At 69.2% G+C, this 19915-nt stretch carries 16 protein-coding genes; 8 read left to right on the top strand and 8 right to left on the bottom strand.

Going from position 1 to position 19915, the window contains the following annotated elements; translation table 11 throughout:
• Nucleotides 1–677 precede the first annotated feature (677 nt).
• Both FIV50_RS06090 and nudC read right to left on the bottom strand, forming a co-directional pair.
• Complete coding sequence (locus FIV50_RS06090) at nucleotides 678–2417, bottom strand: ATP-dependent helicase (protein ID WP_140036657.1); 1740 nt, start codon at nucleotides 2415–2417, stop codon at nucleotides 678–680.
• The gene (nudC, locus tag FIV50_RS06085; protein ID WP_140036656.1) at nucleotides 2396–3295 is read right to left on the bottom strand and encodes an NAD(+) diphosphatase; all 900 of its coding nucleotides are present in this window, start codon (nucleotides 3293–3295) and stop codon (nucleotides 2396–2398) included. Before nudC ends, FIV50_RS06090 begins: the two co-directional genes overlap by 22 nt.
• A 64-nt stretch (nucleotides 3296–3359) precedes the next feature.
• On the opposite strand from nudC, the gene FIV50_RS06080 reads away from it, so the two are divergent.
• A complete protein-coding gene (locus tag FIV50_RS06080; protein WP_258184446.1) occupies nucleotides 3360–4691 on the top strand; it encodes a phosphotransferase in 1332 nt (443 codons plus the stop codon).
• Here FIV50_RS06080 and FIV50_RS06075 read toward each other — a convergent pair.
• Together FIV50_RS06075 and FIV50_RS06070 are read right to left on the bottom strand one after the other, a co-directional pair.
• Nucleotides 4637–8086, bottom strand: coding sequence for an ATP-dependent DNA helicase (locus FIV50_RS06075; protein ID WP_140036655.1), 3450 nt, complete (start codon nucleotides 8084–8086; stop codon nucleotides 4637–4639). The two genes, FIV50_RS06080 and FIV50_RS06075, sit on opposite strands and share 55 nt — an antisense overlap.
• The gene (locus FIV50_RS06070) at nucleotides 8083–11316 is read right to left on the bottom strand and encodes an ATP-dependent helicase (protein WP_140036654.1); all 3234 of its coding nucleotides are present in this window, start codon (nucleotides 11314–11316) and stop codon (nucleotides 8083–8085) included. The genes FIV50_RS06075 and FIV50_RS06070 overlap by 4 nt, the downstream gene beginning before the upstream one ends.
• 186 nt (nucleotides 11317–11502) lie before the next feature.
• On the opposite strand from FIV50_RS06070, the gene FIV50_RS06065 reads away from it, so the two are divergent.
• Genes FIV50_RS06065 through FIV50_RS06055 form a run of 3 tightly spaced genes read left to right on the top strand, consistent with a single transcriptional unit; the run spans nucleotide 11503 to nucleotide 12538 of the window.
• Nucleotides 11503–11727 (top strand): DUF3107 domain-containing protein, encoded by a 225-nt coding sequence (locus FIV50_RS06065; RefSeq protein WP_053095596.1) that lies wholly within the window; start codon nucleotides 11503–11505, stop codon nucleotides 11725–11727.
• Between the two features lie 7 nt (nucleotides 11728–11734).
• Nucleotides 11735–12022 (top strand): hypothetical protein, encoded by a 288-nt coding sequence (locus tag FIV50_RS06060; RefSeq protein WP_140036653.1) that lies wholly within the window; start codon nucleotides 11735–11737, stop codon nucleotides 12020–12022.
• Nucleotides 12023–12028: 6 nt separating this feature from the next.
• The gene (locus FIV50_RS06055; RefSeq protein WP_258184445.1) at nucleotides 12029–12538 is read left to right on the top strand and encodes a hypothetical protein; all 510 of its coding nucleotides are present in this window, start codon (nucleotides 12029–12031) and stop codon (nucleotides 12536–12538) included.
• Here the strand turns inward: FIV50_RS06055 and FIV50_RS06050 are convergent.
• Complete coding sequence (locus tag FIV50_RS06050; protein WP_140036652.1) at nucleotides 12535–13248, bottom strand: ferritin-like fold-containing protein; 714 nt, start codon at nucleotides 13246–13248, stop codon at nucleotides 12535–12537. The genes FIV50_RS06055 and FIV50_RS06050 overlap by 4 nt on opposite strands.
• A gap of 167 nt (nucleotides 13249–13415) precedes the next feature.
• On the opposite strand from FIV50_RS06050, the gene FIV50_RS06045 reads away from it, so the two are divergent.
• On the top strand, nucleotides 13416–14939 hold the full coding sequence (locus FIV50_RS06045; RefSeq protein WP_140036651.1) for a DEAD/DEAH box helicase: 1524 nt from the start codon (nucleotides 13416–13418) through the stop codon (nucleotides 14937–14939).
• 98 nt (nucleotides 14940–15037) lie between these two features.
• Here FIV50_RS06045 and FIV50_RS06040 read toward each other — a convergent pair whose 3' ends face one another.
• Nucleotides 15038–15913, bottom strand: coding sequence for a PHP domain-containing protein (locus tag FIV50_RS06040; protein ID WP_140036650.1), 876 nt, complete (start codon nucleotides 15911–15913; stop codon nucleotides 15038–15040).
• Nucleotides 15914–16001: 88 nt separating this feature from the next.
• Between FIV50_RS06040 and FIV50_RS06035 the strand changes: the two genes are divergently transcribed.
• The 3 genes from FIV50_RS06035 to FIV50_RS06025 are packed head-to-tail and all read left to right on the top strand — an operon-like array spanning nucleotide 16002 to nucleotide 18948.
• Nucleotides 16002–17024: an endonuclease/exonuclease/phosphatase family protein gene (locus tag FIV50_RS06035; protein ID WP_140036649.1), complete on the top strand. Its 1023-nt coding sequence runs from the start codon at nucleotides 16002–16004 to the stop codon at nucleotides 17022–17024.
• A 37-nt stretch (nucleotides 17025–17061) separates the two neighbouring features.
• Nucleotides 17062–18483, top strand: coding sequence for an aminopeptidase P family protein (locus FIV50_RS06030; RefSeq protein WP_140036648.1), 1422 nt, complete (start codon nucleotides 17062–17064; stop codon nucleotides 18481–18483).
• Between the two features lie 9 nt (nucleotides 18484–18492).
• The gene (locus FIV50_RS06025) at nucleotides 18493–18948 is read left to right on the top strand and encodes a phosphotransferase (protein WP_140036647.1); all 456 of its coding nucleotides are present in this window, start codon (nucleotides 18493–18495) and stop codon (nucleotides 18946–18948) included.
• Here the strand turns inward: FIV50_RS06025 and FIV50_RS06020 are convergent.
• Nucleotides 18882–19277: a VOC family protein gene (locus FIV50_RS06020; RefSeq protein ID WP_140036646.1), complete on the bottom strand. Its 396-nt coding sequence runs from the start codon at nucleotides 19275–19277 to the stop codon at nucleotides 18882–18884. The two genes, FIV50_RS06025 and FIV50_RS06020, sit on opposite strands and share 67 nt — an antisense overlap.
• Nucleotides 19274–19915 (bottom strand): alpha/beta hydrolase family protein, encoded by a 642-nt coding sequence (locus FIV50_RS06015; RefSeq protein ID WP_258184443.1) that lies wholly within the window; start codon nucleotides 19913–19915, stop codon nucleotides 19274–19276. Before FIV50_RS06015 ends, FIV50_RS06020 begins: the two co-directional genes overlap by 4 nt.

Below are 19915 nucleotides of genomic sequence, written 5' to 3'. Positions count from 1 at the left end.
CACCCGCCTGGATCCCGCCGTTCCGCTGCTCTGGCGAGACGGTGAGACCCTGCAGATCGGCATCGAGGGCACACTGCGCATCGCGGCGTCCGAGCCGTGGGTCGAGCGTCTCATCGGTCGGATGGCCGCCGGGTTCCGGCGCACGGCGTTCGATGTGGTGGCGCACGCCGCCGGTGCACCCCGAGCGGAGGCACGGATGCTCCTCTCACGACTCGAGCCGCTGCTCGTCGACGATGCCCCGGCTCCGAGAGCCGCGTGGGTGGAGAGCATCGACGTCGCCGACGCCCGTTGCGAGTACCGGATGCGCGAAGCGCTCCTCGATGAGGGCATCGCCGCCGGAACACGTGAGAACCCCACCGACATCGGAGTGGTGCTGGTCGAGGGCGCAGCCGCCGCCCTGCACTTCGCCCGCTACCTTCGCGACGACACCTCCCACCTCCCCGTGGCACTCGAGCGAGGGCGGACGACCGTCGGCCCCCTGGTCGTGCCCGGCGAATCCCCTTGTCTCACCTGCCGCGACGAGCATGAGCGTGAGCGCGACGATGCCTGGCCGCGGATGCACGCTCAGCTCATCGGACGAGCGTCAGGTCCGATCAGCGCCGCGCGGATCGCGGACGCGGCGACGCTCGTCGCACGGCTACTCGCGGAGACATCGTCGGCGGGCTCGTTCGTCGAAGTCAGCGGCGATGGTCGGCGCGAGTGGCGCTCGGTGACATTTCACGAAGAATGCCGGTGCCGCGAGCAGTCGTTCCCATCTCTGCCAGGAACCGCGACGGTGCCCGCTCCCCTCGCCCCGCTGAGCGCGACCACGACAGCGAGAGAGTACGCGCGGCCCGCGTGACACCGACGTAGGCGAGGCGGCGTTCTTCATCGATCGCCTCGAAGCCGGTGGCGTACGAGATCGGAAGGGCGCCCTCCGCCCAGCCGGCGAGGTGGACGTGCGGCCATTCGAGGCCCTTGGCGGCGTGCAGGGTCGAGAGCGTCACGGTGCGCATCGTGGGCTCGTGCTGGTCTTTCGCTCGCGCCATGAGCGCATCGCTGAAGGTGCGCAGGTTCTCGTCCGGCCCGGCATCCTCCGCGAGACGCAGGATCGCGCGCCGAGCCTCCCATCCGTCGCGCTGCGCACCGCCGGCTGCGGGCGGCTCATCGGAGAGCCCCAGCTCGCGGAGGACGCGTTGCACGCCGGGGAGGAATCCCTGCTCCGTCGGAGCGACGGCTGCGGCCCGCAACGCCAGGATCGCCTGACGCACCTCCGGCATCGCGAAGAACCGCGTTCCGCCCAGCACCGATGTCGGGATCCCCTCTGCGGCGAGCGCCTGTTGCAGCACGGCAGATTGCGCATGGGCGCGATAGAGCACCGCGATCTCCGAGGGCGAGGCCCCGGCTTCGATTCGCGCCGCCACGGCAGCGGCGATCCCCTCGGCCTCGTCGCGCTCGGAGTCGTACGCCGTGACCGTGGGCGATTCCGCGTTGAACGTCTCCCTCGCCGGGATGAGCTCGAGCGCACCCGGCCGGCCCTTCATGAGGGCGTTGGCCGCTTCGAGGATCGGCGCCTGCGAACGGTAGTTGGTCTCGAGCCGCACGACCGTGGCATCCGGATGCCGCCGCTCGAACTCGAGCAGGAATCGCTGTTCGGCTCCGGCGAACGAGTAGATGGTCTGGCTCGCATCTCCGACGACGCAGATGTCCTTGCGGTCGCCCAGCCAGAGCTCGAGCAGTCGGTTCTGGAGCGGCGAGACGTCCTGGTACTCGTCGACTGTGAAGTGGCGATACTGCTCGTGCACGGATGCGGCGACGCGCGGCTCCGCTTCGAGCATGCCGGCGCATGCCAGCAGCACGTCCTCGAAATCGAGTTGACGCCGCTCGTCCTTCAGCGCCTCGTAGCGCTGTTGCAGCTCGACGAACTGCGCGGAGTCGATTCCGCTCATCGTTCGGCCGAGCAGCGAGTGCTGTTCGATCGAAAGCATCGACACCTTGCGCCATTCGATCTCCGAGGCGATGTCACGGAGAGTCGCAGTGCTCGGGCGCAGACGCATCGAGTCCGCGGCCTGACCGAGCAGCCTCACCTTGTTGTCGATGATCGACGGAGCGGGCGAGCCGGCCAACGTCGGCCAGAAGAAGTTGAGCTGGGCGAGCGCGGCGGCATGGAACGTGCGTGCGGCTACGCCCTCGACCCCGAGAGCGCGCAGGCGCCCCCGGAGCTCCCCCGCCGCCTTCGCGGTGAAGGTCACCGCCATCACCCGTGACGGCGAGTACGCGCCTGTGTCGACACCGTGGGCGATCCTGTGCGTGATCACACGGGTCTTGCCCGTCCCCGCGCCGGCCAGCACGGCGACAGGACCGCGCAGAACGGATGCCGCCTCCCGCTGTCGATCGTCGAGGGCTTCGAGCGCGCTCACGCGCGCTCCTCGAACCATTCGAGGATGAGTGCACGCGCGATCGATGCGGGCCCAGGCAGGCCGACCGGTCCGTCGCCGGCAAGGGCGGACCCGATCTCGTCGCGGGTGAACCAGCGCACATCGATGATCTCCTCGCCGTCCGGGCGAAGCACATGGTCGTCGAGCGCCACCGCGCGGAACCCGAGCATGAGCGAGCGCGGGAAGGGCCAGGGCTGAGACGAGACGTAGCGCAACGATGCCAGGCGGACGCCCGATTCCTCCTCGAGCTCCCGGTGCACCGTCGACTCCAGAGACTCTCCCGCCTCGGTGAAACCGGCGAAGCAGGAGTACATCCGTCCGCCCCAGTTCGCGTTCGCGCCGAGGAGCAGTCGTTCGCCGTCCGAGCTCTCGACCGCGACGATCACCGCGGGGTCCGTGCGCGGGAAGTGCTCGCGCCCGCAGACGAGGCATCGGCGCGACCACCCGGCCTGACGCACCTCAGTCCCTCCCCCGCAACGCGGGCAGAACGGCGCATCCCGAAGCCAGCCGCCGAGCGCGAGGGCCTCGATGAGCAGCTCGGTGTCACCGGAGCTGAGACGCGCTCCCAGGTCGCGGAGACCCAGCCAGACCTCATCAGGAGTGGTGTCGACGGTGTCGCCCTCCGGCGGCAGAACGGCGAGAAGCACGGCAGTCCCGTCGCCGTCGCGACCGAGAAGCGCCCAGGTCGCGTCGCCGATCTCGGAGGCGGGAACCCGCAGCAGCGTGGCCGGATCGAGCTCGGCGCCGGAGATACGCACCCGACCGTCGCGGACGGCGATCACCCTCGTCGACTCCTCGGTGCGGAGCCGATCGAGGATTCCGGGTTCGACACGCAGATCTGCGGCGCGGTCGAGGGAACTGCTGCTGTCGGTGACCATCGGCTCCCTCTCTCACGGGCGTGGCGGAAGCGGGACCGCCCCCTCGTCCACCTACCCTGGAGGCATGGGACGCTCTCCATTCACTCTAGCCGCGGCGGTGACTGCCGCACTGCCCGGCGCCGAGGTGACCGGGGCGCGCGCTCTCAGCGCCGACGGCGACGGACGTTTCGACTCCGCCGTCGCCACCCTCGCGGACGGACGCGAGCTCGCGATCCGCGTGGCCGACGACGATGAGACCTCGCGAGAGCTCGCCGCGGAGGCCCTCGCGCTGAGGGCCCTGACGGCCGGGGCGCGGGCGATGCTGCCCTTCAGAGCTCCCGAGTACATCGGCGAGACCCGACTCGCGGATGCACACGCACTCGTGACCGAGCTGCTGCCCGGATTCCAGATCGAAGCGGCGATGGTGCCAGCCGGGCGAGGCGCCGCCGAGTCGATGGGTGCGGCGATCGCCGCCGTGCACGCGCTTCCCACGTCGGTCGTGCGAGGCGCAGGGCTGACCACTCGGTCTGCGCAGGAGAGCCGCGACGAACTCGCTCGACTGGTCGACGTCGCCGCCTCGACCGGGCGCGTCCCCGCTCGACTCACGGTGAGGTGGCGCGACGCCATCGCCGACGACGACCTCTGGCGTTTCGAATCGACTGTCGTTCTGGGTGGAGTGCAGTCGACTTCGTTCATCTTCCGCGACGACCCGGAGCTCGGCCCCGAGGTCACCGGACTCATCGGATGGCATTCGCTGGCCGTGGGCGACCCTGCGATCGATCTGTCATGGCTCTCGACCGCCCCTGACGCGGCAGAAGACGTGCACTCCTCGTACGCGCGCGCCGCCGATCGCGGCCCGGACGCCGCACTCGAGGTGCGCGCTCGGCTGCTCGCCGAGCTCGAGTTCGCCCGCTGGCTGGTGCACGGCGACTCGCTGCACCGGCCCGACATCGTCGACGATGCTGCGGCTCTTCTCGAAGCTCTCGCCGAGGGACTGCACAGCGACGACCTCGGCGTGATCGCGTCGCGAAACGAGGGCGTCGAGTCTGCTCTGGATGCGCTCGACAGGGTGCCGGCGAGCGCCGTACCAGGCGTCGACACATCGATGCAGACCGACGCATACAACCCGAACGACCTCTGGCACGACGACAGCGACGCCCAGAGCACGAGCGATCTCAGCGACACTGCGGATGCCGCCCGTCGAGCCCAGCTGGGTGGTCTCGAGACCGAGGACCTGTCCGGGGTGCGCGATCAGGTCTCGGAAGATCTCGGTGCCGAGCGGAGCACTGCTGACGACACCCGTCAGGCCCACGCGTCCGACAGGGCCGATGGCTCCGACGAGGGTTCGCCTGAGGATGAAGCTCAGCGAGCCGCGCGGGCAGCGCTCCAGCGCTGGAAGAGCTCCGACTCGGAGTAGACCCGGTCACCGCGGATGACGAGGTCGTCTGCGACGTAGTAGAGCGCGACGTCGATCTCTTCGAGCGGCACTCCGAATCGGCGATGATAGGCGAGGCGGTACAGCGCGAGCTGCAGCATCCGCTCTTCCCGCTCCTGCGGTGTGCGCGGAGCCTTGCCCGTCTTCCAGTCGACGATCTCGATACGCCCACCCCGATCCTCGCGACGGTAGACCGCGTCGAGCTTGCAGATGACGATATGTCCGTCGTCGCCCGGCAGCGCCCCGCCGCCCAGCGCGAAGTCGATCTCGATCTCGACCGCGATGGGTCTGAGGGATCCCCATTCGCTGGCCTCGAAGATCTCCTGGAGCGTCGAGAGGTCGGCGGCATCGGCAGATGAGACCTCCGCAGCGCCGACGGCCTCACCGAAGGAGAGGTCGTCTGCGTCAACCTCCCAGAGTGCCTCGTCGACACGCTGACCGGCGCCGACGATCTCACTGCGTCGCTCGACCCATGCATGGAACAGCGTGCCGAGGCGAGTCTGCCGATAGGGCCGCTCCGGCATAGGGCGGACGATCGACGACACCGTGCCGCGGAAGTCGGTGACGTAGTCCTTGAAGCGAGAGGCGGGCACGCGAGTCGGCGGCGGCGCATCGGCGCCGCGAAGTCGCGCAGCGCGCTCCGCGAGCAGACGGACCAGCTCCGGGGAGGCCACCGGGTCGCTCTCGGCTGCAGCGCGCACGGCTGCGGCCGCGGACTCTACGACGCCCCGCCGAGCTCCGAGCGGGTCGAGTGGCCAGGTAAGCGTTGCACCCGGACCGTCGTAGGGGTTCTCATCAGGATCCACGGGCTCGATCTGCCCTCGCCCGAGCACCTCCATCGCCTCGATCAGATAGGGGCTCGGCGCCTTCGGCTGCTTCTGCCCCGCCCAGTGCGCTCCGGTCAGGAGCAGGTGGCTGCGTGCCCTGGTGACGGCGACGTAGGCGAGTCGACGCTCCTCTTCCTGCTGGTACTCGCGATACGCGTCCTTGAACACGGTGATCGCACCCGGTGCCGTCTTGCTCCTGCTCGTCAGCGACGCGATCCCGGCCTTCAGCCTCTTGGCAGGATCGAGCTCCTCGTCAGAGGGAGGAATCCAGCTGAACGTCGGCAGCGCCGCACTGTCGCCGCGCAGGGCGAACGGCAGCACCCCGAAGCCGAACCAGCCCGAGGTGTCCGTCGGGCGCGACGGCAGTTCACCCTCGACCATGCGCACCACGGCGACCGCATCCCATTCCAGCCCCTTGGAACCATGGATGGTCAGAAGCTGAACCACGCCCGGCTCCGGCGGCTCCGGGCGCGGCACCAGCTCGTCTGTGCTCTCGGCCTTCTCGAGCCAGGCGAGGAGGCTCGAGATGGTCCCGCGCTCGTCAGCGGCGAGGAACGAGCGGACCTCGTCGGTGAACGCACGCAGCTGGGTGGCCGCGATGCGGGCCGGCCCCCTCGTCTCGTTCGCAGCGAGCTCGATGTCCAGCCGCAGCTCGAGCTCGATGAGCCTCAGCAGGTCGGGAAGCGGCAGCGAGGAGGCTCGACGGAGACGTTCGAGCATCTCCCCCGCCGCGCGTATGCGAGAGCGCCCCTCTGGCGTGATGCCCGACAGAAGGCGGTAGTCGTCGCTGAGGCCTCGGAGCACATCGACGGCGTCGATGATCGACAGCGCCTCGTCAGCTCCGCGCGACGCGCGGATGCGCTTTCGAAGTTCGTCGTCCAGGGGCAGCAGCCCGCTGTCCCGCCGGGAGAGCTCCGCCGCAAGCTCCTGCAGGGCGGCCATATCGGCGACCCCGACCGAGAATCGAGGGCCGACGAGGAGTCGGATCAGAGCAGAGCCGGCGGTGGGATCGTGCAGTACCCGCAGCGTCGAGACGACATCGACCACCTCGGGCGTGGCCAGGAGACCACCGAGGCCGAGGATGCGGTGGGGAATGCCCTGCGCGGCAAGGGCTGCCGCGAAGGTCTGCATATGGCGCTTCGATCGGAACAGCACGGCGCCGGTGTGCGGCTTCGCGGGGTCGTCGTGTGCCGCGCGACGCGCAGCGAACCACTCGGCGACCGCGCGCGCCTCCTCGTCGACCGTGAGCGGGAAGCCCACCTCGACCGCCCCGGCGCCCGCACCCGGACGAGCCTCGAGGGGTGGCACGTCCAACCCAGGTCTGCGCAGAGGACCGAGGATGCGGTTGGCGACACCGAGGATGCTCCGGTCGTTGCGCCAGCTCGTCATCAGACTGTAGTTCCCGACCGTCTCATGCTCGGAGAAGGTCCGTGCGAACGCGTGCAGGTTGTCTGCGCTGGCGCCGCGCCAGCCGTAGATCGACTGGTGGGGATCCCCCACCGCCATCACGGCGGAGTCACGGAAGAGCCGCGCGAGGAACTGCGTCTGGATCACAGAGGTGTCCTGGTACTCATCCAGCAGCACGACCTGATGCTGCTGTCGCAGGTCGTCGCGCACATCGGGCGACGACTCCACGATGTCGTAGGCACCGCTCACCTGGTCGGCGAAGTCCAGCACACCGCGGCGCTCCTTCTCGGCGATGTAGTCGCGCACCAGAACCGACAGGGCGGGAAGGGCACGCAGGTTCGCCGCCGCGGTCGCGATATCCGCATTGCTCAGGTACGGAGCGAAAGCCTCGGCCTGACGCAGCGCGATCCGATCCGCGCGGTCGAGATCGACCCGGTGGTCGAGCGAGTCGCCGGCCAGTCGCTGGACCGCGTCGACCACCCCCGCCACCGATCGGTCTATCTCCTCGAGCTCTGGCAGATCGGCGCGCAGCACGACGTCGCGCACCAGCATCCAAGACGCCGCCTGGCTGAGCATGGCGACGTCGGACTCGCGGCCGATGCGCGCTGCGTGCTCTCGCACGATGCCGTCTGCGAACGCGTTGTACGTCGATACCTTCGGGCGGATCAGCAGATCTTCGGCCGATGGCGGGGTCGAGTCGCCCGCGGTCCCGAAACGCTCCGCGAGTTCGTCGAGCACCTGTGATCTGACGACCTCGCGCTGACGGCTGTTCGCGGCCTTCGACACGCGATCGAGCGCGTGGCTCGCGACGATCTCTGGCAGGTGCGGCAGCAGCCCCCTTCGTCCGTATTCGTCGATGAGCGCCAGCCGGATGCCGATCCGCTCCGCGAGCTCACCCGCGGCTTTGCGCGTGAAGGTCAACCCGAGAATCTGATCGCGACGCACGTGCCCGTTCGCAACGAGCCAGACGACGCGACCGGCCATCGTCTCGGTCTTGCCACTGCCCGCTCCCGCGACGACGAGAGCCGGTGCGGGTGGCGACTCGATCACCCGCTGCTGCGCCTCGGTGGGCGCCGGAAGGCCGAGCGCGGCGGCGACGTCCAGTGCAGAGATCCCGTTCCCCGCTCCGGTCCACGCCGTCACGCGCTCACCGCGGCGACGGTGTGGATACGGCACGGCTGGACGCGCCACTGGGTGTCTGCGCAGTGCGCCTCGACGTGGGCGGTGAAGCTCGAGGCAGACATGCCTCGAGCGGCCTCGGCGATGCGTCCGAGGAACTGCACCCGCTCTTCACCGGCGAGAGTGTGCTGGTGCGCGACGCGAAAGTCGCTCCCTGCCAGGGTCTTGGCGACCAGGACGAGCCGTGCACCGGCGAGCGCCGCCGGATCCGCTCCTGCGATGAGACCCTCCTGCACCGCCACCTGGTATGCGGCGAGCTGCGCGTGGTCCGCCACCTTCTGCTCGCTCTCCGGCTCGTACTTGCCCGTCTTCAGGTCGACGACCACGACTCGCTCTCCTCCCTGCGCATCGGTCATCCGCGTCCATCTCTGCCCTCGGGCCTTCGCGTGCTCGCCGCCCCCGGCGGTGTACGCCTCGACCCTGTCGATGAAACCGTGGACGATCGCGTGGTGCGGGTGGGGGTCAGGCTCGGTGGGCGCCGCGCGGACGGTCGGCGGAGTTCCGATCTCCTCGGGGACCTCGACCGCGAACCGGAACTCGACCTCGCCCGCGATCACGCGACCGCCCTCCTCGGCGACGTCCGAAAGATAACTGTGCAGTCGATCGATGTACAGGTCGGCCCGGCGGCGCTCCTTCCTGCCGATCCAGGCGGTCTCGAAATCGAGCTCGGGCCAGTGCTCGGCGAGAACGTCACGCAGGCGATCGAGTTCTCCCTCCGGCACCTGCTCCATCGCTTCGTGGATGATCGTGCCGATCCCCGCCGACGGCGGCATCACGGTGTCACCCCCGAGCGCGGAGACCGCCCAGTTCAGCTCGCATTCCTCGAAGGACTCCATGCGCGACGGCGACACTCGGGCCGCGTCGACCGCGAGGTCGTGCAGCGGGGCGTCGGTCGTCGGCGGAGTCACGCCGTACCACTCGGATGGATCGGCGCCCGGCACTCCCTCCCTCGCGAGTACCGCCAGCTGGGCTGACGCGTGGTCTCTCGCGACAGGAGAAGCCGTGGTCGTCAGCACCCGGCGATGCCGCGCGACGAGGCCCCTCAGAGTGAGCGGATGCTCCGCCGAGGCATGCAGCTCCGGTGGATCGGGGGGTGGGAGGAATCCGAAGAACGGGCTGGGCGTCAGGTCGTCGTCGTCAACCGCGGTGATCAGGAGTCTGCGACGGGAGCGGGAGATCGCGCGAACGAAGAGACGCAGCTCATCGTGGAGGGCCGCGCGCCGGCGGTCGAGCGTCTCGGGCGGGTTCTCGGCCGTGCCGGTGCGGGCGGCGAGCAACGCATCTGCGAGACGCCAGGTCTGCAGCATCCCACCGCGCAGTCGCACGTTGGGCCAGATGCCGTCCTGCACTCCGGCCACCACGACGGCGTCGAACTCGGTGCCGAGCGCGGTCGCCGGCGTGAGCAGGGTCACCCGACCCGGCCGATCGGGACTCGAGAGGGAGTCTTCGGGCACCTCACTGTCGAGGATGTCACGCACGAACACCTCCGGCTTCTCGTTCGGGGTGCGCTCGACGAACCGCTTCGCCGCACCGAACAACGACACGAGAGCGTCGAGGGCTCTCGCGGTCTCCGCACCGCTCGGCTGCAGCGACATCTCGCGCCACGCGACCTGGAGCTTGCGTCCGTCGACTGCCCTGGACTGATCCCAGACCCTCCACAGGAGATCGTGGATCGTCTCGCCTGCGGCCGCCGCGGCGGCCACCTCGGCGACCGTCGAGGCGAAGCGTGCCGCCAGGCGGGATTCCTGCGCGTCGATGAGAGTGAAGTGATCAGGCGATGCCAGTGCCTGACGCAGCAGTTCCCGAGCCGGCGTGGAGCCGCCGAGGTCGAGCTCGATATGACGCAGACGTGCGCGAAGGCGCCGGAGACCGATCGCGTCCATGCCTCCGAACGGAGTGCGGAGGGCCTCCTCCCAGTCCTGGGGGGTCCGGTCGTCAGGCGGAGTGAGGGCCAGGCGCACGATGCCGACGATGTCGCGCACGATCGGCTCGGAGCCGAGGGGGCGCTGCACACCCGCGGCCCTCGTCGGGATCTCGCGTGCCGCGAGCTCGGACTCGAGCTGTGTCACCTGGCGGGTGTCGTGAGCGATCACGGCGATGCGATCCCAGGGAACATCGTCGGTGAGGTGCCATCCGCGCATGACACCGGCGATGCGGTCGAGTTCTTCGTGCGGCGACGGCGCGACGAAGGTGCTGACGTCGGTGGGGGCGCCCGGCGCCCGGGCCTCGAGCGGTTCGGGGGCGCGCCGGTGGTCGACGCGACCTGACGCCCCGATCGCCTGCGTGACGGTGCGGGTGAGGGAGGTGAGATCGGGCACCTGCCGGTGGGGCCGGTCGAGGACATGCACCTCGCCGAGCGCGGCCGCGAGCTGAGCGAAGAGCTCCGGGCTCGCTCCGCGGAACGCTCCCGACGAGATGTCGGGATCGCCGAACGCGAGCACCGCCGTACCTCGCGCACGCAGCGCCTCGACCACCGCGATACCGCCGCGTGTGAGCTCCTGTGCGTCGTCTATCAGCACCACCCTGAGATCAGCGAGGGGGCCGAGCGCGGCCGACTCTGCCGTCCGCAGGATCGTGCGCGCCTCGGCGAGCAGGTCTGCGGCGTCTCGGTGGGATGCCCGCGCCAGATCGAGCACCGCGCGGTACTCGATGAGGAAGTCGGCGACGGCCGACCACGCGGCATCGTCGGCCGCGCGCAGCTCGTCAGGCTGTGCGCCGAGCTCGACGCACTCGGCGAGAAACGCACGGAGCTCGGAACGGAAGCCCTTCGATGCGCGGACCGCGGGGCTCAGCGCCTGCGGCCACTCGATGCGCTCGTCTTCCGCATCGCCCGCGAGCAGCTCGGCGATCAGTCGGTCCTGGTCTGCCCCTGTCAGCAGGGCCGGCGGCTCTGCTCCTGCGCGCACCATCGCTCCGCGCACGATCTGGAAGGCGAACGACCCGAGCGACCGCGCCAACGGGCCGGGAGTGGCCTGACCGATCCTGACGCCGATGCGGTCGCGCAACGCGGTGGCCGCCTGCCTGCTCGGTGTGAGGACGAGGAGCTGCTCCGGACGCATCCCGACGGTGTCGAGCAGATGCACCACGCGCTCGGTGAGCGTGCGGGTCTTGCCGGTGCCCGGCGCCCCGATGATGACGCCGGATGCCGACGCGTCTGCGCCGATCACGGCGTTCTGCGCGGCATCCTCTGTCATGTCCTCCACGCTACTGCGGCGCACGGACATCGCCGCCCGCCGCCCTCCCGCGACGCTGTGCGCTCAGGGCGAAACCGGCCCGATCGGCGGATCCCGTCGTCTCGCCGCCCGGTAGAGTTGGGCGCAGTCGTCGGCCCCCGAGGTCGACTCGACCACAGCATCGTCGACTGGAAAACAGGAGTACGCGTGGAAATCCGCATCGGCATCATCAACACCGGCCGCGAGCTCAGCTTCGAGACCGCTTCGAGCGCGGACGAGGTCCGCACGCAGGTCTCCTCGGCTCTCGAGCAGAACACCTCTCACCTGAGCTTCGCCGATGTGAAGGGCAACTCCTACCTGGTTCCGACCGCGAACCTCGCCTACATCGAGCTCGGCACCGAGGAGTCTCGTCGCGTCGGCTTCTTCGCCTGACGCCACGATGTACATCCTCCTCGCTCTCGTCGGAGCGTGCGTGCTCGGCATCGCGGCCCACTACATGATCGGTGGCCGCGAGCTGCGCGGAGTCGCCCTGACGCCCGCGATCGCCACAGCCCTCGCCGCCCTCTTCTACACGGGCCTGCAATGGCTCGGCGTCGGAGAGGGCAGCATCTGGCTGTGGGTCGCGAGCATCGTCGGCTCCGTCGTCATCGCAGCAGGGGTCACCGTCGCGATCGTCGCCTCACGCCGCCGGTCGGACGCGTCGGCCAAGGCCGCACTCGGCATCTGAGCGCCAGTGAGCGAGCGTCGCACACTGCGATGGATCCGCATCAGCATCGGCGTGCTGATGCTGGGCCTCGTGGTCAGCGGTGTCACGGCTTTTCCGTTGCGGCTGGAATTGGAGTTCGCGTCGAGCGTTCTCCACGACTCTCCCGTTTCCGTCTGGCTCCCTGACGCAGTCGGGTGGGTCGACCGAGTGGCCGATGCCCTCTCCGATGTCGACGCGCGGTACTCGTTCATCGCATACGGCACGGACTGGCTCGCCTTCGCGCACCTCGTCATCGCGGTCGTGTTCATCGGCCCACTCATCGACCCGGTGCGCAACATCTGGGTCATCCAGTTCGGCGTCATCGCGTGCGTCGGTGTCGTGCCGCTCGCTCTCATCGCCGGCAGCATCCGGGGCATCCCGCTCGGCTGGCAGCTCATCGACATCTCGTTCGGCGTGGTGGGCGCCGTTCCCGCCGTCGTCGCATGGCGGCTGACCCGGCGGCTCGAGCGCATGCGTGCGCAGACCGCTGCGGTTTAGGAGGCGAGACCCATCGCATCCATGCGGCGGGCGTGCGCGCCCATGAGCTCGGTGTAGACCAGCTCGACGCGGTCTTCGCTCATGGCGGCGAGTTCGGGCTGCCGCAGCGCCGAGCGGCACACGAGAATCGTGTCCCCCACCAGGCGGCGCGCCCACATCGAGAGCAGCGACCGCCATTCGCCGTCGCCGTCGATGGTCTCCTGGATGATCGCGACGATCTCGTGGCGTGCATCGTCCTCAGCGAGGATGGCCGCCACCCGCTCGCCGGTCTCTCCGTAGCTCGAGGCGAGGGCGAAGTAGAAGTCGTCCAGCATGCCTGCGGTGATGTAGACGGCCAACAGCGTCTCGCGTGGACGCGCCCCGATCGTCTTGCGACGGAAGGCGTCGAGATTCTCGCGGAACGGGAGCATGAGCTGCGTCGGATCGTCACCGCGCTCGGCGATCAGGTCGACGATGGCTCGATGCTTCGTCAGGGCTGCACCGGCCGCACGAGACAGGGATTCCTTCTCGGAGAGCTCGGGCGTCGCCCTGATCAGTCGGGTGAGTGTCTCGAAGTACCCCAGCTGCAGGTACGCGGCCTGTCCGAGGAATCGTGGAAGCTCCGGCGCGAGTTCGGCGAAGTCGACACGCGTCGCCGCGCCTTGATCCCCTCGACTGCGCAACGTCAGTGTGCGCCGGGGCGTCCTACGCTTCCAGAACCAGTTCACCACGGGGTTCACAATACTCGGACGAAGGGGTCCTTCCGGGCGCCACCACCCCCTCGGGTAGGCTGTCGGTGTCCCCGCCGTCGGAGCGGGGCCCGCGCCTGTGGCACAAAGACGGCGTGGATCCGTGAACGTGGCGATCCTCGCAGGTCGCCGGACAGGCAATCTGAACATTGACAACCTTCGCTGATCTCGGAATCGATCAGGACATCATCGACGCACTCGCCGCCAAGGGCATCATCGACGCCTTCCCCATCCAGGAGCAGACCATCCCCCTCGGCCTTCCCGGCCAGGACATCATCGGCCAGGCCAAGACCGGCACCGGCAAGACCTTCGGATTCGGCATCCCCGTCGTGCAGCGACTGGGGCTCGACCCCGAGCACGGCGTCAAGGCGCTCATCGTCGTTCCCACCCGCGAGCTCGCCGTGCAGGTGTACGAAGACATCGACCTGCTCACGAGCAACCGCTCGACCAGCGTCGTCGCGATCTACGGCGGCAAGGCATACGAGGGTCAGATCGACCAGCTCAAGGCCGGCGCGCAGATCGTCGTCGGCACGCCGGGTCGTCTGATCGACCTCGCCGGCCAGCGCCTGCTCGACCTGTCGAACGCGACCGAGGTCGTCCTCGACGAGGCCGACAAGATGCTCGACCTGGGCTTCCTCGCCGACATCGAGAAGATCTTCCAGAAGGTCCCCGCTGTGAGGCATACTCAGCTGTTCTCGGCCACCATGCCCGGCCCGATCGTCGCGCTCGCTCGTCGATTCATGTCGAACCCGATCCACATCCGTGCCAGCGACCCCGATGAGGGCCTCACCCAGGCGAACATCAAGCACCTCGTCTACCGGGCGCACTCGCTCGACAAGGACGAGATCATCGCCCGCATCCTGCAGGCCGAGGGGCGAGGCAAGACCGTCATCTTCACGCGCACCAAGCGTGCCGCGCAGCGTCTGGTCGACGAGCTCAGCGACCGCGGATTCAACGTCGGCGGCGTGCACGGCGACATGGGCCAGGATCAGCGGGAGCGCTCGATGGCGGCCTTCAAGGCCGGCAAGCGGGATGTGCTGGTCGCGACCGACGTCGCCGCGCGCGGCATCGACGTCGATGACGTCACCCACGTCATCAACCACACGATCCCTGACGAGGACAAGACGTACCTGCACCGCGTCGGCCGCACCGGGCGCGCGGGCAAGACCGGCATCGCCGTGACGTTCGTCGACTGGGAAGACCTGCACAAGTGGGCACTGATCAACCGGGCCCTCGAGTTCGGCCAGCCCGAACCCACCGAGACGTACTCGTCGAGCCCGCACCTGTTCGAAGACCTCGACATCCCCGCCGGCACGAAGGGCCGCCTGGTGTCGGCACCGAAGACGCAGTCGGTGAAGACCGAGCGGACTCCGCGCCCAGAGCGTGCAGCGGACGTCGCGGCCGAGGGCACGGACGAGGGCGGCACCCGTCGCCGTCGGCGTCGCCGCGGCGGTTCGACCCCGGTCGGTTCGACGTTCGCAGAAGGCGCTTCCGAGGCGCCGGCCGATGGCTCGCAGTCCGCACCGTCAGCCGATCGCAGCGCCGAGGGCGCCGGCACCCATGACGGCGCAGGCAAGGAGCATCACGACGGCAAGCCTGCACCGGCGCGTCGTCGCCGTCGTCGTCGTGGTGGCTCGGGCGGCACGGGAGCAGCTCCGGTCACCGGAGCCTGATCTACCTCAGAGGGGGCGGATGCTGCAGCAGCGGCATCCGCCCCCTCTGCTGTCTCGCCCAGGCACCGCTCCGGAGGCGGCCCGCGCAACGACCGCCGTCAGGCGTAGCGCGGTGCGGTTCCGGTCGCGCGCTCGACGAGCCTCTGCACCATCTCGTCGGAGGTGGTGTTCTCGCCGGGCAGGTTGGGCTTTCCGGTGCCGTGGTAGTCGCTCGAGCCGGTGATGATCAGGTCGTGCTTCGCCGCGATCGTATGCAGCGCCTTCTTGCCCGCCGCAGTGTTCTCACGGTGATCGATCTCGAAACCACCCAAGCCCGCGGCGATCAGCTGCTCGATGAAATGCAACGGCATCATGTGGTCGCGCCCGACCGTCGCGGGGTGCGCGATGATCGCCACCCCTCCGGCATCCGTGATCAGACGCACCGCGGTGAGAGGGTCGGGGGCGTAATGCGGTTCGTAGTAGCCCTCGCGCGGGTGCAGGATCCCGTCGAACGCCTCGGTGCGATCCCGGACGATCCCCCGAGCGACGAGAGCGTCGGCGATGTGCGGACGGCCGACTGTCGCGTCCAGGGCGGTCTGGGCGAGCACGTCGTCCCAGTCGAGGTCGTAGTCGCGACCGATGCTGCGGACGATCCGCTCGGCTCGCCCGATCCGATCCCCTCGGATCCGATCGGTCTCAGCTCTGAGCGCCTCGTCGAGGGGATCGAACAGGTAGCCCAGAACGTGCACGCTGCGCCACTCGTGCTTCGCCGAGAGCTCCATGCCGGGGAGGAACGTCATCCCGAGCTCTGCCGTCGCCGCCGTCGCCTCGTCCCACCCCGTGGTGCGGTCATGATCGGTCAGCGCCATCGTGCGCACCCCGAACCGCTGCGCCTGACGCACGACCTCGGCGGGCGCCTCAGTGCCGTCCGAATGATTCGAGTGCATATGCAGGTCGGACGGACCGGCGAAACGGCGGGAGCGAGCGGAGGCCATGCTCCGAGCGTACCGACGACGGCAGACCCCGGTCGCGCATGCCCGTCGCTCTAGGGACTTCACAGCGAGGACTTCTAGGCTGGAGGGGATGTTTCGACTACTGGGGATCCTGTTCACCGTGCTGTTCGCGATCGCGACGGCAGTCGTGGTGTGGCCGCAGTTCTTCCACCTCGAGCAGACATTCCCGTTCGCTCAGATCGTGGCCGCCCGTGGAGTGGTGCTCGCGGCGTTCCTCGTCATCGCGGCGCTGTCGCTGTTCCTCCTCCTCGCGAAGCCGTTGCGCGGCTTCGCGGCATCGGTCCTGATCGTCGCACTGCTCGGGGCCGGGGCGACCGGAGCCATCGGCTTCCTGCGCGGGTTCGGCGCAGACACGCTCCCCGCCCCCACTGATTCGAGCCTCCGCGTGCTCACCTGGAACACCGCCGGTGACGAGGTGTCCGCCGAGGAGATCGCCCGGGAGATCCTCGATCGAGGCGCCGATATCGTCGCGCTCCCCGAGACCACGGAGGAGGTCGGCGAGCAGGTCGCCGTGCTGCTTCGTGATCAGGATCACCCGATGTGGGTGCACCACGTGCAGTTCAAACCCGACGTCGTCGACGGTCCGAAGTCGTGGCACACGACCGTCCTGGTCTCCCCCGACCTCGGCGAGTACTCCGTGATCGCGTCATCGGAGGACGGCTCGAACAACACCGGCTCGGTGCCCAGTGCGGTGCTGATGCCGATCGATGGCGCAGGTCCGACGATCGTCGCCGTGCATGCTGTCGCACCGCGCATGGACGACATGGCGCAGTGGCAGAGCGATCTGCGCTGGATCGCCGACCAGTGCCCCGCGGGCGACTTCATCCTCGCCGGAGATTTCAACGCGACGATCGACCACATGGCGGGACTCGGCGTCGACGGCGGCGACATGGGCTACTGCCGCGACGCAGCCCCCCGATCGGGCAACGGATTCAGCGGAACCTGGCCCAGCTCGTTGCCGGCACTGCTGAGCACGCCGATCGACCACGTCATGGCATCGCCCAGCTGGACGACGACCGGATCGGTCGTGATCGGCGGCGGCGGTGGCAGCGATCATCGTGGCCTCGTGGTGCAGCTCGAGCCCGCAGGCTGACATCCCGCGGTCGTCACGCAGGTGACAGACTGGAGGGATGAGCACCGCAGAACGCGACACGATCGCAGAGCCCACCACTGAGACCCCCGTCGAAGCCACCACCACGAACCGGAAGCAGCCCTTCCCCCGTGGGTTCCTCGACACGATCTCGACCGGATGGGCTGAGCGCCCCGAGTCGATCCCCGCTCCCCGCGCACAGGCGCCGTTCGCTGCCGTGCGCCGCGCCGCCGTCTCAGCCGCATTCCCGGGCAAGCGCCTGGTCATTCCGGCCGGGTCGCTCAAGCAGCGCAGCAACGACACGGATTACCCGTACCGCGCCCACTCGGCCTTCGCGCACCTCACCGGCTGGGCATCGGATGCCGAGCCCGACTCGATCCTGGTGTTCGAGCCGACCGACTCCGGCCACGACGTGACGCTGTACTTCCGAGAGCGCGCCGACCGCACCACGACCGAGTTCTACGCGGATGCCACCGTCGGAGAGTTCTGGATCGGTCCGCGCCCTTCGCTCGCCGGGGTCGCCGCAGACCTCGACGTCGCGACCGACCACCTCGAAGCGTTCTCGAACGCCGAGGGCGAGCTGGTGCTCGAAGAGGACGATGACCTCACCCGCTTCGTGTCTGAGCTGCGCCTCGTCAAGGACGAGTACGAGATCGCTGAGATGCGCCACGCCGTCGACGTCACCGCAAAGGGCTTCGAAGACGTGATCCGCTCGCTTCCCGAGGCGATCTCGCACGCCCGAGGCGAGCGGGTCGTCGAGGGCGTCTTCCATCGCCGCGCTCGCGAAGACGGCAACGGCGAGGGCTACGACACGATCGCCGCATCCGGTCCCCACGCCTGCTACCTGCACTGGACCCGCAACGACGGAACGGTCGTGCCCGGAGACCTGATCCTCGTGGATGCCGGCGTCGAGGCAGACAGCCTCTACACCGCGGACATCACCCGCACCCTGCCGGTCTCCGGCACCTTCACCGAGGTGCAGCGCCGGGTCTACGAGACGGTGCGCGAGGCCGCGGATGCCGCGTTCGCCGCCGCGCGGATCGGCGTGCGCTTCCGCGAGGTGCACGAGGCCGCCATGCGCGTGATCGCCGCCCGCGTCGCCGAATGGGGCCTGCTTCCGGTGAGCGCGCAGGAAGCGCTGGACGCGGATGCCGGTGGACAGCACCGTCGCTACATGGTGCACGGCACGTCGCACCATCTGGGCATCGATGTGCACGACTGCGCTCAGGCCCGTCGGGAGATGTACTACGACGGCATCCTCGCCCCCGGCATGGTGTTCACGATCGAGCCCGGCCTCTACTTCCAGATCGACGACCTCACCGTGCCCGCGGAATACCGCGGCATCGGAGTGCGCATCGAAGACGACATCCTGATGACGCAGGACGGTCCGGTCAATCTGTCGGCCGACATCCCGCGCACCGCCGACGAGGTCGAGGCCTGGATCGCTCGCGTCCAGAGCTGAACCCGCTGCATGCACGAGGGCCGGCTCGCACTCACCGAGGAGACCGCTGCGCGAGTGATCGCGCAGCGGTTTCCCGCGCTCGCCCACCTGCCGATCGAGCGCGTGCGCACCACGGGCACCGTGAACACGATCGTCCGAATCGGCGACGGCTTCACGGCTCGGTTCCCCCTCGTCACAGAATCGGCAGAGACACTCGCCGCTGAGGCTGCGGCGATGGAGGAACTCGCAGACGTCTGCGTCGTGCCATCGCCGCGCTCTCTCGGCATCGGTGCGGCGACGGCGCAGTATCCATCGGCGTGGTCGGTGCAGACGTGGGTGCCGGGCGAGACGTGCCCTGCGCGACCTCCCGCGCTCCGGGCATACTCGACGACGCAGAGCTCACGTCGCTCGGATGATGTCTACGCGGGCGGATCCGCGACGATCTCGACCTTGAAGCCCTGGTCGTTCTCGACCCACCCGGCATAGTGATCCGGCCCCCCGGCGTACGGGTACCGGTCCTGATACAGCGGGCGCCACCCCTGTGCCTCAGCGTCGCTGATGATCGCGTCGACCTCTGCCCGGGCGCCACCCCAGAACGCCAGGTGATTCATCCCGGCGCGACGGCGGTCGTGCTCGGCGCCTGTGAGATTCGGTGACGTCGTCACCGTCACGTACGCGTCCTCCGCCGACCAGGTGCGCCCACCTGGCCACTCGCCAGTGAGGTCGAGACCGAGCCGTTCCAGCAGCCAGCCCCAGCTGTCCGAGGCTTCATCGATGTCGGGCACCCAGATCTCGATGTGGTGCAGGCCCTTCACGAGTGCTGCACGAAGTCCGCGACGAACGGTGCGAGCGACGCGCCGATCTCGGACGGTGGGCGCTTGCGCCCCTTCACCTCGAAGGTGTGACCGCCGCCTTCGATCCAGATGACACGCGCGTCCTGACAGGTCGAGACGACCTCCTCGAACTGCGTCACCGGCTGGATGAACGGATCGTTCGTGCCCTCGATGAACAGCTGCGGAACACTGATGGCCGGAAGGTGCTCGGCCCGAGGCTTCTCCGGCTTGCCCGGCGCGTGCAGCGGGTATCCCAGGTACGCGAGCCCGTCGACAGAGAGTCCCTGTGCGACCGCCATGGATGCCATCCGCCCGCCGTACGACTTGCCGGTCGCCCAGATCGCCGCGGCCGGGTCCTGCTCGCGCGCGAAGGCGACCACGGCGTTCCAGGTCGCGATCGCGTGCGTCGCCGGCCCCGGCATCCGACGCCCCTGCTCGACGTACGGGAAGTTGAAGCGCAGCGTGGCGTGTCCACGGGAAGCGAGCTCTTCGGCGAAGCCGGTGAGGAAGGGGTGGTCTTTGCCGGTGCCCGCGCCGTGCGCGATGATCACGGTCGATCCGCTGTCGCCCGCCGACCAGTCAGCCGAGACGGCGGTCGGTCCGGCGGGCAGATCGACCAT

It is taken from the genome of Microbacterium foliorum (assembly GCF_006385575.1).
Lineage (GTDB): Bacteria > Actinomycetota > Actinomycetes > Actinomycetales > Microbacteriaceae > Microbacterium > Microbacterium foliorum_B.
The sequence above is the reverse complement of the archived record's forward strand: the minus strand, read 5'-3'. Positions and strand labels throughout refer to the sequence as shown.

What these genes read in the sequence shown, in the direction of transcription:
- FIV50_RS06090 (WP_140036657.1), bottom strand. Translation starts at nt 2,417, where the DNA reads ATGGTTCGAGGAGCGCGCGTGAGCGCGCTCGAAGCCCTCGACGATCGA.
- nudC (WP_140036656.1), bottom strand. Translation starts at nt 3,295, where the DNA reads ATGGTCACCGACAGCAGCAGTTCCCTCGACCGCGCCGCAGATCTGCGT.
- FIV50_RS06015 (WP_258184443.1), bottom strand. Translation starts at nt 19,915, where the DNA reads ATGGTCGATCTGCCCGCCGGACCGACCGCCGTCTCGGCTGACTGGTCG.
- FIV50_RS06070 (WP_140036654.1), bottom strand. Translation starts at nt 11,316, where the DNA reads ATGACAGAGGATGCCGCGCAGAACGCCGTGATCGGCGCAGACGCGTCG.
- FIV50_RS06080 (WP_258184446.1), top strand. Translation starts at nt 3,360, where the DNA reads ATGGGACGCTCTCCATTCACTCTAGCCGCGGCGGTGACTGCCGCACTG.
- FIV50_RS06030 (WP_140036648.1), top strand. Translation starts at nt 17,062, where the DNA reads ATGAGCACCGCAGAACGCGACACGATCGCAGAGCCCACCACTGAGACC.
- FIV50_RS06040 (WP_140036650.1), bottom strand. Translation starts at nt 15,913, where the DNA reads ATGGCCTCCGCTCGCTCCCGCCGTTTCGCCGGTCCGTCCGACCTGCAT.
- FIV50_RS06060 (WP_140036653.1), top strand. Translation starts at nt 11,735, where the DNA reads ATGTACATCCTCCTCGCTCTCGTCGGAGCGTGCGTGCTCGGCATCGCG.
- FIV50_RS06025 (WP_140036647.1), top strand. Translation starts at nt 18,493, where the DNA reads ATGCACGAGGGCCGGCTCGCACTCACCGAGGAGACCGCTGCGCGAGTG.
- FIV50_RS06035 (WP_140036649.1), top strand. Translation starts at nt 16,002, where the DNA reads ATGTTTCGACTACTGGGGATCCTGTTCACCGTGCTGTTCGCGATCGCG.